This is a genomic window from Leptospira vanthielii serovar Holland str. Waz Holland = ATCC 700522 (assembly GCF_000332455.1).
GTDB lineage: Bacteria > Spirochaetota > Leptospiria > Leptospirales > Leptospiraceae > Leptospira_A > Leptospira_A vanthielii.
Window position 1 is genome coordinate 15,947 of the sequence record NZ_AOGY02000025.1, and the last position, 12,727, is coordinate 28,673.

Genomic DNA, 12,727 nt, shown 5'->3' on the forward strand with positions numbered 1-12,727 from the left:
TTCTTCTGTTGATTACCGTCCCAAATTCATCAACACTGTAAACATTTCGCAGGCGGTGACAGAACCTAACTCACAAGAGTCGCTCATCTCTTCTAATGCCAAAGTAATCTCTTCCGATTTTTTGGTTTTCAATCGATCGAGAGCCTTCGACTCTAATTCCTTTGCTTTCGAAATTTGATCTTCTGGATCTTGGATCTTCCAGGGGATAGGCCTTGTTCCCCAGGACAAACTGTCTAAAAATAAATTAATATCCTTTTCAATTCGCGGGTACACCGACTCGTAACATGTGATTAATATCGTAAATCCGAATCTGTCTTCGGTCGCAGTGATATAATGTTGTACAATGGTATCTTCTTTATCTTTAAAACTTCCAAACATTCCTAAAAATTTATACCCGCTCTCTGTATTCGGGATTTTTTGTAAGGTGAAGGACTTGCGGTTATTGGTGATTAAACTAAATCTTCTAGATTCTGAATGGAAAAGAATTGGATGTAAGGGAAGTTTGTTTTCAGATTCTTTAAAAAGAATCACAAGTGCTGGTATAATTTCCCTACCGGATTCTTCTTTGAGTGGTGGTGTTTTGAAATGATCAAACTTTGTGGTTACTCCATTAGATCTACGTTCCGTAAGATACCACTGAGAAGGCAAATCAAACGAAATGCAATTGGTTTGAAAACAAGAGCGCCAACGAATCGATTCGGCTTCTAAATTTACAGAAGCCAAAAAACAAAAAGTTAAGAACCGAGCAAAAATCCGAAAAAAAATCATACACCCAGTTCCTTTCGATCTTTAAAATAATCTAGAGAATGTGGATTTGCCAGAGCGTTTTTATTTTTCACTTCTATACCAGCTACTGTTTGTTTTACGGCAATTTCTACTTTTTTGCCATTGACAGTATAAGGAATTTCGGGAACAGAAAGAACCAAGGATGGAACGTGCCTTGGGGATGTTTCTACTTTGATTCGTTCTTTGATTTTTTTTATCAAACTTTCTTCCAAAATAATTCCATCCGCCGGAACCACAAAAAGAATCACACGAACATCATCCTTATACTCTTGTCCAATGATGACACTATCTTTCACCTCTGGAATGGTAGAAACTACGGAATAAATATCAGCCGTACCAATCCGTACACCACCTGGATTTAAAGTGGCATCGGAGCGACCATAAATCACCAAACCATTTTCAGGTGTGATGGATGCGAAGTCACCGTGGCACCAAATATTATCATAGGTTTCAAAGTACGCCGATTTGTATTTTCCACCAGAGTCATCATTCCAAAAGGAAAGTGGCATAGAAGGAAATGGTGTCGGACAAACCAATTCCCCTTTTTGGTTTTCCACTGATTTTCCCATATCATCAAACACTTTTACATCCATCCCCAAACCCTTACACTGAATTTGACCTTCAAACACCGGTAAGTTGGGGTTACCTAAAGCAAAACATCCATTTAAATCTGTTCCACCAGAGATGGAGGAAAGTTGTACATCTTTTTTTATATTTTCATATACATAACGAAACCCAGAGTTTGGCAAAGGAGAACCTGTTGAAAGAATTACCTTTAGTGCGGGCAATGAATACTTAGACTGAACCGATATCTTTTCTTCTTCCAATACAGAAAGGTATTTTGCGCTAGTTCCAAAAACTTGAATGGATTCCTTTTCGGCCATGGACCATAAAGTTTCCCAAGAGGGATGGAACGGATTTCCATCAAATTGGTAAAGTGTTGCACCCAAAGCCAAAGCAGATTGGGACCAATTCCACATCATCCAACCACAAGTGGTATAATAAAAAAATCGATCCTCTTTGGATAAATCACAGTGTAACGATAGTTCTTTGGTGTGGTTCAGTAAAACACCCCCTCCCTGAACAATACATTTCGGAAGGCCCGTGGTCCCCGAGGAAAACATAATGTATACTGGATCGGAAAAGGAAATAGAGGTATAAGTTAACTGATCAGAAGAATCTGGCGAACTGATTTCAGCATATTTGTATGGAAATTGGATCTTACCTAAGTCTTTGATTGGTCCAACAAAATCATATACCAAAGTTTGTTTAAACTCGGAATTTTTAGTCTTCGCCAATTGGATGGATACTTCTTCCAATTTATCTATGATGGAAATTCTTTTGCCTTTAAATAAATAGGATTCTACCGAAATCAATACTTTTGGATTGATCTGTTCAAATCGATCTAAAATTCCTCGAACACCAAAGTCAGGTGAGGCGCTCGACCATATAGCACCTAACGATGTAGTTGCCAACATTCCGATGGTAGAAATAGGTGCATTTGGTACAAGACCCACCACACGATCCCCTTTTTTGACTCCAAGGGAAAAAAGATGTTTTTGCAACTTCAATACTTCCTGTTTGAGTTCCGCATACGTTAACCTTTGTATTTGGCCATCTTCAGAATAAAACACTAAAGCCAAATCATTTGGATTCCCTACTTCTAATAAATTCTCAGCAAAATTATACAAAGCACCTGGGAACCAAATCGACTTTGAAAAATGATTGTTTCGTTCTATCGTTTTTTCCGGTTCTTTGTGTAACTTGAAACCAGAATAAGACAACCATTCTTTCCAAAACAATTCGTGTTCATCTACTGAAAACTTATGTAAAGAAACATAATCAGAAAATGATTTTGCAAACCTTGTTTCCAAATGGCCTTGGAAACGGGAAAGGTTCGTATCTTTTGAATGAGGTGTCCAAAGTATATTTTGAGTCGCCATGAAGACTGATCTTTCTGGATTTGATTTTTGAGGCAAGTATGATTGTGTAAAATGACTGGTAGAAAAAAATATCGCAGAAATTCTAGGGAAAATGCTGTTCAATTCCATTGACTATTTTCTTTTTTTTGTAGGTTGTTATACTATCTATTGGATGGCTCCAGGAAGGTTCAGAAAATACATCCTCATTTTCTTTTCCTTAGTATTTTATGGGTATTGGAGTCTTTCCTTTCTTACTCATTTTTTACTCTTTATTCTCATCACACATTTTTTTGTTTTAGGAATCCTAAAAACCAGAAAGAAAATCTTTTTAGTTTTAGGTGTGGTTATTAACTTATTAAATCTTTGTTTCTTTAAATACATACTCACTTATCTACAATTCTTAAGTAAGGAAGGAGAAATCTCCATCCCCTTCATCCAATCTTTGAGCGAATTTGCACTTCCATTAGCAATAAGTTTCTATACTTTTCAAATGATTGCTTACCTTGTTGATGCTTGGCGTGGAAAGTTTAACGAATCACCTTTTTTAAACTTCCTACTCTTTATTTTATTTTTTCCACAACTCATTGCAGGTCCTATTATGCGTCATGACGATTTTTATGAACAAATCGATCATGCAAAACTCAATTGGGATTTTGTCCATCGTGGAATTTTACATATACTTTCCGGTATTATCAAAAAAGTTCTAATTGCCGATCAAATTGCAAAATCTATCAATCCTGTTTTTGCAGACCCCGCTGGATATGATGGGCTAAGTATTTTTATTTCTACCATGGCTTTTTCCTTACAAGTGTATGGCGATTTTTCGGGATATACGGATCTTGCTCGAGGGTCGGCATTTTTACTCGGATACGAAATCCCCGAGAATTTTCGGTCCCCATTTTTGTCGGTTAGTTTTTCCGAGTTTTGGTCAAGATGGCATATCACATTGTCAACCTGGATCAGAGACTATCTATATATTCCGTTAGGTGGAAATCGAGTATCAGAATCTAGATTTATGTTCAATACTGTAACGGTAATGGCGCTCGCTGGATTATGGCATGGAAACACCTACACATTTTTTATCTGGGGATTTTTACATGGAATTTTTCTTGCAATAGAACGATTTACTTTTGGTAAATTAAACCGAAAGGATATGAGCACCAAACAAAAGATAGTTGGATTTGTTTATGTGTTTATTGGATTCAATTTAGTTAGCCCATTTTTTCGTTTAGATTCTTTGCAAGGAATTTACAATTTTTGGTCTGCTTCTACTTCGACTGCTAAAAATTTCATTTACAAACCGGACTTTTGGTTACTGATCTTTGTTTGTTACCTCTTTCAATTTGTTGAATATAAAAACTATTTTAAAGAAAAACTCCAACCATATACACATTGGTTAGTTCCCATATTTACTGTATTAGTTTTCTTTGCATTAGTCAAAATTGAGAACCCCGTGGAAACATTTATCTATTTCCAATTCTGAGAGAACCCATGAACCAAAAACGCATTTATTTATATCCATTTTTCATCATCTTAATTGTCTTTCTGGTTGATAAACTGGTTTGTATACCGGAATTAAGAGAAGCTGGTAGACGAGCTTATAAATCTGGACAAAACGTACTCATCGGATTGCCCAAGGTATGGGAGGAAGATAAAAAACTTCAATCAGAAAAGACTAAAGTTGTTGTTGTTACGGGAACCTCTCGTTCCGATATTTTTCACGAATGGGAAAAAATCCCCGTAAACCAATCAACATATACAGGACCAATATATTTCGAAACTAGATCTTCCATCAAAGCATCCGAATATTTTTTGTTTTATTTAATGATTCAATCCATGACAAAGTCAGGTTTCAAACCCGATGTATTGTTTTTGGAATTTTCTGAGGAAATGTTAAATGAAAATAATGTGTTTTCTTATAAATCAAAATGGCAAGAGTTGATGTTACATGAAGATGAGTTAATCGACATCTATCCTACTTTTAATTTTAAGTATCAGCGTGAAATATTATCAAAATTATTCTTTGTTTCTTATAACTACCATTTTAGCCCCACCCAAGGAGTTTCCAATTGGATCAAAGGCAAAACAGCTAACGATGATACCTACTTCATTGCCCTTGCTTCTTATTTAAACAAGAAGAGACCTTTTGATACCAAAAATATTGGAATCGAATTAGATAATTTTACACCCAAAGAATACAAAGATCGAATCATTGATTATAGCCAATCCCAACGTGAATTATTACTTACAAATTATACTTTTTCCGAAACAGAATATGGATTTCTAAAAAAAATCATCCAACATGCAGAGGAACATAATATCCCAACCGTTCTTTGGGAACCACAAGTCCATCCCTATTACAACCAATTGAGAAAATCGATCACAGGGGGAAATTTATTGGAAACTTTTGGTCGGCCTTTAGTGAATCCAAATTCAAAAAATATTCGTCTCATTTCCTTGAACAAAGGAAATACAAATTGTAAAACTTTTGTGGATAGCAGCCATGTTTCCCCCATTTGTGTTCCCGAAATTGCAGATAAGTTATTGCAAATCGCAAAGGAGATCCCAAACTTTAAGTAAGGTTATGAAGTTAAATCTGAAAAAACTCAATTTCTGGAGACATTTTTTTCTATTTAGCTTTGTGTTCTTATTTTCCACTAATTTCATGTACCAACGCATCGTTGACAATGAAATCAACTGTGGACTCATTGGTTCTCCAGAAAGTGGATGCCCCTATGCTTTTTTAGATCACGCTTTAGGTGTAAATCCAGGCCACGATTTGCACGAAGAAGGAGAACATACGGACCACGTTTGTTTTTCTTGCCCTTGCAATTTGATTATGTCTTGTTCATGGGATTTATATCTCTCTCACGTACTCATCCAACTTCACAAAGTTTACGTTTATCAACCTGATCTTCTCATACCAAAACTTGTTACTTTAAATAGTTTTTTTCGACCTCCTAAATATAACCTCATTTAGTTGATTCGCAATTTCATTGCGTGAACACTTGGGAGGTTCCATGAATTTTTATCATTTCCCCAAACAACTTACGATCGTATTGAGTTGTTTGGTTTATATCTACATTACCTTTGTCCCACTTCGGGCGGAATCAAATGATTCCTATGGATTCAATTGTCAAAAATACAATTCCATAATGGAGCTCAGTCATTGCATTGTTAATAAACATCCTGACTTTCGCATCGAAGAAATCAAACTCAGAGAAATTTCCGGAAGAAAAAAAATTGCTTCTTACTATTTTCCATCAAATCCCATTTTCAATAGTTATGTGGCAACAAGAAAAGGCGATTCTTCTGGCCCTGCCTTCCTATCAGGACCCACAGGAGCAAATAACTTTCAGGTTATGGTCAACCAAGAAATTTTCACTAATGGGAAACGAGAAATTGCAGTTCAAATCGCAGATGAGGAATTTAAGGCGCAAGTATTTCGTCTAGAGTCTGTAAGGCGAATTTTAGAGTTTAATGTTATAAAAAAAATAACGAGGTATCATTATCTTCATTTGGAACAAGAAAATAGCCTCAATAGTTTAAATCTTGTTAAAGAACTAAAAAAAATATCAAAAGCAAGAGTGAACGAAGGCCTTTCCCCCGGTATTGATGAGTCGTTATCTGAATCAGAAGAAATTCGAATATTTAAGATTTGGAACCAAACACATAGACTCTCTGAAAATGCCAAATCGGAACTAGAGGTTTTACTTGGTGTCCCTTTTGAAATGGATACAATCCAAATCCATCATTTAGTTTTACCAAAAGAATTACCAAAAGAGAAATTAGATTTAATCCAAATGGCAATGCAAATGCGCCCCGAACTTTCCTTATCTGAAAAGGAAATAGAGTTATCAATTTTACGCCAAAACGAAGTTAGACGTCAAAAAATCCCCAATGTAACTTTAGGGGCATTTGCACAAAACGACGGATTCAATGAGAGGGTGGTTGGCGGAATGTTAAGTTTCCCAATGACTGTATGGAGAGACTATGAAGGAGAAACTATCGTAGCTACTTCAAAAATTGACAGTTCCAAAGAACTGAAAGAGTCTGTTTCGAGAAATATCAAACAGGAAGTTCTATTTGCACTGACTAACTATTTAACTCTTTCTGAGGAAATTAAACTCTATGATATGCAAAAAATGGATCGAGCCGAAACGGATTTGCAAAACCTACAAGAAGCAATCCGGTTTGGAAAAATAAAAATTATAGATGCAATCAACCAACAACGAATTCTTTTACAAACAAAACTAAACTACCTGAACACAAAATCGGAATTTGAATTATCTCAAATCGAACTGGTTCGTGTTCTCGGTCTACCTAGCGACTCATTAGGAGTCAAACCATGAAAAAACAAACAATACTACTTATTAGCTCCCTTCTTCTCATTGCCTTCTCTATCTTTTTCTGGAAATTTAGAGGAACAAACGTTAGTTTAGAAAATCCAGAAGAACCCAAAGATATGGTTAAATTATTAGGAGAAAATAGAAAGAACCTCTCCTTAGAAACGGAAGTTGTCAGAACCGAACCCATCCAAACAAAAATTGAACTGATTGGAGAAACAGAAGCGGTTCCCGATGCAATCATTGATGTACCAGCAAGGATCTCTGGACGTATTACATCAGTATTTTTTGTGGAAGGTGATTCCATCAAAAAAGGGCAAAAATTAGCAACCATTGATTCCCCGGAACTTGCAAAACTCAGGTCTTCCTATTTAGTAGCAAAATCTAAATTCACTGCCGCAGAACAAAATTCAAATAGAATCAGTTCATTAGTAAAAATGAATTTGGCCGCCAAACAAGAGCTTATTGATGCAGAAGCAAACCTAAAAGTTTTCGAATCAGAAAAAATTTCGGCAGAGGAAAATTTACGAGCGAATGGACTCGCGATAGATAACTCTGCATCGGGAGTGTATACGGTGTTTGCTCCAAGGTCTGGTCTTGCATTGTCCAGAAATGCGATTCCAGGATCTATTGTTTTAGGAAACCAAATTCTAACAACGATTGCGGAACTTTCTCATCTCTGGTTTCAGGCAAAGATTTTTGAAAACGATTTGAAATACCTTTCGGAAGGAATTTCTGGCACTATTTTTTTGAATGCATACCCAGATTCAGAATTCGAAGGAGTTTTAGAACACATTGGTGAAAAAGTAGATCCTGAATCCAGAACAGTGCACGCAAGACTTGTTTTTAAAAATAAAAACCGTAAAGCAAAGATTGGTTTGTTTGGAAAAGCATCTTTAAGTGTCAACGGTAGAACAGGAATTCAAATTTCGGAAGCTGCCATTCAGTCTTACCAGAATCGAAAATTTGTATTTATAGAATTGTTAACAAACGAATTCAAATGGATAGAAATCACAACCGGAAGTACTACCGATGGAAAAACCGAAGTACTTTCTGGAATTGTGGAAGGAGATCGAGTAGTTACCAAAGGAGCCTTTGAACTCAAAGCCATTCTCTTCAAATCAACGTTTGGTGGAGAATAATCATGGAATTTTTAACAAAAATTGTTCAGGTTTCTTTACAGAACCGATTGTTAGTCATTATTTTAACAGTATTACTAGTGTTTGGTGGATTTTATTCACTCAACCATTTAAAAGTAGATGCTGTTCCTGATATTACCAATGTTCAAGTGCAAGTGATTACAACATCGCCGGCTTTGTCAACTTTGGAAATAGAACAGTACATTACATTACCTGTGGAGAGAGCCATCACTGGAATTCCTAACTTAATTGAAGTACGATCGGTTTCTCGTTATGGTTTTTCTCTAGTCACTGCGGTATTTGCCGATGGAACTGATCTATGGAAAAGTAGACAATTAGTCAGTGAAAAATTAACCGAAGCTTCGGAAAACATTCCTGCTATTTTTGGGAAACCAGTAATCGGTCCTATTACCACTGGACTCGGTGAAGTATTTCAGTTCACTTTAGAAAGTGAATTTCATAACCAAATGGAACTCACCACTTATTTGAATTGGTATATAAACCCAACACTCAAAACAGTACCTGGAATTGTAGAAGTCAATAGTTTCGGTGGTAAAACAAAACAATACCAAGTTATTGTGGACTCATTCAAAGCGGCCTCGCTCGGTGTATCGCTTAACCAAATAGTAAATGCTGTACAATCCAATAATCTTTCGACAGGAAGTGGATACATCGAAAGGTCCGGAGAACAGTTGATTGTTGGAAGTGATGGATTACTAAAAACCATTTCTGATTTTGAAAAAATTCAAGTGGGAAAAATGGGTGACGGTTTCCCTATTTATTTAAGCAGCATAGCAAAAATCATCGAAGGACCAAGATTAAGAAAAGGTGCTGCAACTGCCACGGGAAAATCGGAAGTGGTGGGAGCCGTAACACTTATGTTACTCGGCGAAAACTCACTTGAAGTGACAACAGCCGTAAAAGAAAAAATCACGCAGATCGAAAAAACCCTACCTACTGGTATGAAGATTAAACCCTACTATGATCGTTCGATAATGGTAAAAAGTACGTTAAACACGATTGTATGGAATCTATCAGAAGGAGCCATTCTTGTAATCATTATTTTATTCCTGATGATTGGTGATTTCCGGTCGGGACTCGTGATTGCATCAGTCATTCCCCTGGCTATGTTATTTGCTATTACTCTTATGTTTATGCGAGACCTTCCCGCCAATCTTATGTCTATGGGGGCTATTGATTTTGGACTCATCGTCGATGGAGCAGTCATCCTCATTGAAAACTCACATAGGCGTTTAGGATTAAAACGAAAAGAATTAAAAAGGGATCTAACTGACAAAGAACAAAAAGAAACAATTTTAACTGCAACGATTGAAGTTCGTAAGGCCACCATCTATGGTGAGATCATCATTGGAATTGTATACATACCCATCCTTACCTTAAGCGGAACCGAAGGTAAAATGTTTATCCCAATGGCGACAACCGTACTATTTGCGTTAATCGGTGCATTTTTCTTAACACTTACACTCATCCCTGTATTAGCATCTTATTTTTTGAAAGGAGGACATATTGCAGAAGGAGAAACAAAGTTTTTCCAGAAAATCCATAACTGGTATACTCCTAAACTAGACTATTGCCTGAAGGAACCTAAAAAGGTAACCTATTCTACTATCGGCATCCTTGTTCTCTCGATCATTTTGTTCTTTCGATTAGGTGGAGAATTCCTTCCCAAATTAGATGAAGGGAATATGTTAATCGAAATTAGTCGGTATCCTTCCTCTACTTTAACCGAATCCTTACAATCTTCTATGAAAATAGAAAAAGCCATTCTTAAAGAAATACCTGAAATCACAGAGGTGGTTTCAAGAACGGGATCTCCCGAATTGGCCATCGAACCTATGGGTGTAGAAAAAACGGATATGTATATGGATATGAAACCAAGGTCAGAATGGAACCTAACAAAACAAGAGATTGAGTCCAAGTTACAAGAGATTATTGAAAGAGTCGCTCCTCAAGTAGCCTATGGATTGTCACAACCAATTGAAATGCGAAACAATGAAATTATGGCTGGTATCCGAGCAGACGTAGGAATCAAAGTATTTGGTGACGATTTGATTCAGTTAAAATCAATTGCTGAAGAAATCTCCACAAAAATCAAACACATTCCCGGTGTAGTGGACCTACGTATCGAACAATTGTACGGACTGGAATACCTTCGAATCAAACCTAACAGAGATAAGTTGGCAAGATACGACCAATCAATTTTAGATGTCAACCGCGTCACGGAATCCATCTCCTCAGGAGTTCCTGCGGGCATTGTTTATGAAGGTATGAAACGTTTCGAAATTGTCGTAAAAACGGATGTTGGTTCCAACCCTGAACAAATCAAAAATATACCTGTAAAGGTGGGAAAAAACACTTTTGCTCCCTTACACGAATTATCTGAAATCCAAATCGAAGATGGACCATTACAAATTTATCATCAAAACCAGAACAGATATGCACTAGTTCAGTTTAATATACGAGGAAAGGACATGGTAAGTACAGTGGGTTTAGTGCAGAATGTTCTTCAAAAAGAAATCAAGTTTCCAGTGGGTTACCATTATACAACTGGGGGTGAGTTTGAGAAATTTGAATCGGCGACAAAAACACTTTATGTTGTTGTTCCCATCACACTCGTTATCATTTTTTTGATACTCTACTTTGCATTTAACGAAGTTTCGGCGGCCATCATCATCTTCCTCAATGTTCCTTTTGCCATCACAGGAGGAATTTTTGCTCTCTATCTTAGGAGTTTGCCATTTAGTATTTCGGCTGGAGTGGGTTTTATTGCACTCTTTGGAATTGCCGTACTCAATGGACTTGTGCTGATCAGTTTCATTCGGAGTTTAGAGCAGTCGGGAAAAAGGAAAGAAGAGGCAGTAAAAGAAGCAGCGATCTCTAGACTTCGTCCCGTTCTCACAACGGCACTTTTGGCATCCATTGGATTTATACCAATGGCAATCAGCACATCACCCGGTGCAGAAGTCCAAAGACCCCTTGCCACCGTAGTGATAGGAGGGTTAGTGTCAGCCAGTGCCCTTACCCTCTTTGTACTCCCTCTCGTCTATTTAAAGTTTGCTGCAAAAAAAGCCTTCATGCTATCAAAAGATGCATAGTCTGCTTTTTCGTTGTAAGCCAACCCTGGTAGTCCATGTTTTTCGGAACCAGGTCTTGTAAATCCATGAACGGCTCCTGGGTGCGAAACAAAAGTCACAGGAGCCTTCGCATCTGTTACCGTTTTGATAAAAGTTTCTACAGAAGCTTTTGGAACAAAAGGATCATCCGCACCATGATGTACTAAAACTTTGCTTTTGATTTTTTTCACACCCGATGCCAAGTTTTTACTCCCTAAAAAACCATGAAAGGAAACAACTCCCCCTTTTAAATCAGAACCATCTAGCGCAAGTTCGATGACTCCACCACCACCAAAACAATAACCAATGGCACCAATTTTACTAGAATCCACATTGGGGTTTGATTTTAATATATCAAGAGCCTTGTTAATTTTTTTTAGGATAATTTTTGGATCGCCATTGGCACCGGATAGTTTTCCTGCTTCCACATGGTCTTTTGCAAGAATTCCTTTTCCATAAACGTCCATAACAAAAGCAACATAACCTAAATCTGCCAATTGTCTTGCCCGTTGTTTAGGATACTCGTTTAATCCCCACCATTCATGAATCACGAGAATGCCGGGACGTTTTTCTTTAATGGAGGTATCAGTAGCGAGATAACCTTCATAAGTTTTCCCGTCCAATTTATATTCCACTGGAGTTCCCGAAATTGTTGATTTTATGGGGAGTTCTGAAGTGGGTACGCTTGCACATTGTATGGCAAAAACGAGGGTAAGAATGGAAATGAGTTGTTTCATACGTCTCCTGTTCCGCCAGAAACCGAAACTTTAGTTCCTTCGACGGAGATAGATTTAGAATTTTAAATCGGAATGGTAAAAAAGAAACCTTAATTTCTCAACAAATCTGCAGGATTTCTACCAATCCAATGATTTTGTTACTACGTTCTCTTTTGTTTTTATAACATTCCCACGAAGAAGGTATACCGATCAGTTCACCTATAAAAACCAAATCCAATTTTTTTTGTTATACGGTTATTTTTTTATCGCCTCACATCTATAAAATTTATCTTCTAATCCAAAAGGAAATTATATGATCCAAAGCAACTACTTTCAAACCAACGAAGATTTACAGGAACATTTTAACGAGTTGATCGATTGGAATGAAATTGTTCCCATCTACGAAAATCAATTCTCAGATTCCAAACTATATTTAGAAAGGTAGAATCAAATTTTTAACGCAACACCGATAATCTAATGAATAAGGTGTTAATAAATGAATCATTATACAAGAATTAATTTGAAAGAAAGGGAAGTAATTGCTGAGATGCGATTTAAAGAGGAAAGTATTAGAAGTATAGCTAAGATACTGAATCGAAGTCCTTCAAGCATTTCCAGAGAATTATCTAAAGGTTATTCAAGAAATTCTTTCATTAATTATTCAGTATCAAATGCTCAAATCAT

General features: G+C 36.8%; 11 protein-coding genes. 8 read left to right on the top strand and 3 right to left on the bottom strand.

The genetic code is table 11. The annotated features are described in order from the left end of the window. Positions 1–12: 12 nt before the first annotated feature. Positions 13–768, bottom strand: coding sequence for a hypothetical protein (locus LEP1GSC199_RS05405; RefSeq protein WP_002978645.1), 756 nt, complete (start codon positions 766–768; stop codon positions 13–15). Beyond that, positions 765–2,729, bottom strand: a complete 1,965-nt coding sequence (locus tag LEP1GSC199_RS05410; protein WP_002978661.1) for an acetoacetate--CoA ligase — start codon at positions 2,727–2,729, stop codon at positions 765–767. The genes LEP1GSC199_RS05405 and LEP1GSC199_RS05410 overlap by 4 nt, the downstream gene beginning before the upstream one ends. A 91-nt stretch (positions 2,730–2,820) precedes the next feature. On the opposite strand from LEP1GSC199_RS05410, the gene LEP1GSC199_RS05415 reads away from it, so the two are divergent. Genes LEP1GSC199_RS05415 through LEP1GSC199_RS05440 form a run of 6 tightly spaced genes read left to right on the top strand, consistent with a single transcriptional unit; the run spans position 2,821 to position 11,309 of the window. Then, entirely contained in the window at positions 2,821–4,191 is a 1,371-nt protein-coding gene (locus tag LEP1GSC199_RS05415; protein WP_002978649.1) for an MBOAT family O-acyltransferase, read from the top strand. An 8-nt stretch (positions 4,192–4,199) separates the two neighbouring features. After that, positions 4,200–5,288 carry a DUF1574 family protein gene (locus LEP1GSC199_RS05420; RefSeq protein WP_002978630.1) on the top strand — a complete coding sequence of 363 codons (1,089 nt, stop codon included), beginning with the start codon at positions 4,200–4,202 and terminating at the stop codon, positions 5,286–5,288. Positions 5,289–5,292: 4 nt separating this feature from the next. Next, positions 5,293–5,688, top strand: coding sequence for a hypothetical protein (locus tag LEP1GSC199_RS05425; RefSeq protein WP_039926172.1), 396 nt, complete (start codon positions 5,293–5,295; stop codon positions 5,686–5,688). 40 nt (positions 5,689–5,728) lie between these two features. Next, positions 5,729–7,060 carry a TolC family protein gene (locus tag LEP1GSC199_RS05430; protein WP_002978647.1) on the top strand — a complete coding sequence of 444 codons (1,332 nt, stop codon included), beginning with the start codon at positions 5,729–5,731 and terminating at the stop codon, positions 7,058–7,060. Continuing rightward, a complete protein-coding gene (locus LEP1GSC199_RS05435) occupies positions 7,057–8,196 on the top strand; it encodes an efflux RND transporter periplasmic adaptor subunit (protein ID WP_002978622.1) in 1,140 nt (379 codons plus the stop codon). The genes LEP1GSC199_RS05430 and LEP1GSC199_RS05435 overlap by 4 nt, the downstream gene beginning before the upstream one ends. A gap of 2 nt (positions 8,197–8,198) precedes the next feature. Continuing rightward, positions 8,199–11,309 (top strand): efflux RND transporter permease subunit, encoded by a 3,111-nt coding sequence (locus tag LEP1GSC199_RS05440; protein ID WP_002978634.1) that lies wholly within the window; start codon positions 8,199–8,201, stop codon positions 11,307–11,309. Here LEP1GSC199_RS05440 and LEP1GSC199_RS05445 read toward each other — a convergent pair. After that, positions 11,258–12,064: a dienelactone hydrolase family protein gene (locus LEP1GSC199_RS05445; RefSeq protein ID WP_039926173.1), complete on the bottom strand. Its 807-nt coding sequence runs from the start codon at positions 12,062–12,064 to the stop codon at positions 11,258–11,260. The two genes, LEP1GSC199_RS05440 and LEP1GSC199_RS05445, sit on opposite strands and share 52 nt — an antisense overlap. Before the next feature lie 292 nt (positions 12,065–12,356). Here LEP1GSC199_RS05445 and LEP1GSC199_RS22060 point away from each other — a divergent pair, with 292 nt between their 5' ends. Together LEP1GSC199_RS22060 and LEP1GSC199_RS20715 are read left to right on the top strand one after the other, a co-directional pair. Continuing rightward, positions 12,357–12,488 carry a hypothetical protein gene (locus LEP1GSC199_RS22060; RefSeq protein ID WP_002978632.1) on the top strand — a complete coding sequence of 44 codons (132 nt, stop codon included), beginning with the start codon at positions 12,357–12,359 and terminating at the stop codon, positions 12,486–12,488. A gap of 51 nt (positions 12,489–12,539) precedes the next feature. Further along, positions 12,540–12,727: helix-turn-helix domain-containing protein (locus LEP1GSC199_RS20715; RefSeq protein ID WP_002978638.1), on the top strand; the 188-nt coding region annotated here is incomplete at its 3' end.

Coding starts and splice junctions, on each gene's coding strand:
- LEP1GSC199_RS05440 (WP_002978634.1), top strand. CDS start 8,199: ATGGAATTTTTAACAAAAATTGTTCAGGTTTCTTTACAGAACCGATTG.
- LEP1GSC199_RS05430 (WP_002978647.1), top strand. CDS start 5,729: ATGAATTTTTATCATTTCCCCAAACAACTTACGATCGTATTGAGTTGT.
- LEP1GSC199_RS05425 (WP_039926172.1), top strand. CDS start 5,293: ATGAAGTTAAATCTGAAAAAACTCAATTTCTGGAGACATTTTTTTCTA.
- LEP1GSC199_RS22060 (WP_002978632.1), top strand. CDS start 12,357: ATGATCCAAAGCAACTACTTTCAAACCAACGAAGATTTACAGGAACAT.
- LEP1GSC199_RS05405 (WP_002978645.1), bottom strand. CDS start 768: ATGATTTTTTTTCGGATTTTTGCTCGGTTCTTAACTTTTTGTTTTTTG.
- LEP1GSC199_RS05445 (WP_039926173.1), bottom strand. CDS start 12,064: ATGAAACAACTCATTTCCATTCTTACCCTCGTTTTTGCCATACAATGT.
- LEP1GSC199_RS05435 (WP_002978622.1), top strand. CDS start 7,057: ATGAAAAAACAAACAATACTACTTATTAGCTCCCTTCTTCTCATTGCC.
- LEP1GSC199_RS05415 (WP_002978649.1), top strand. CDS start 2,821: ATGCTGTTCAATTCCATTGACTATTTTCTTTTTTTTGTAGGTTGTTAT.
- LEP1GSC199_RS05410 (WP_002978661.1), bottom strand. CDS start 2,729: ATGGCGACTCAAAATATACTTTGGACACCTCATTCAAAAGATACGAAC.
- LEP1GSC199_RS05420 (WP_002978630.1), top strand. CDS start 4,200: ATGAACCAAAAACGCATTTATTTATATCCATTTTTCATCATCTTAATT.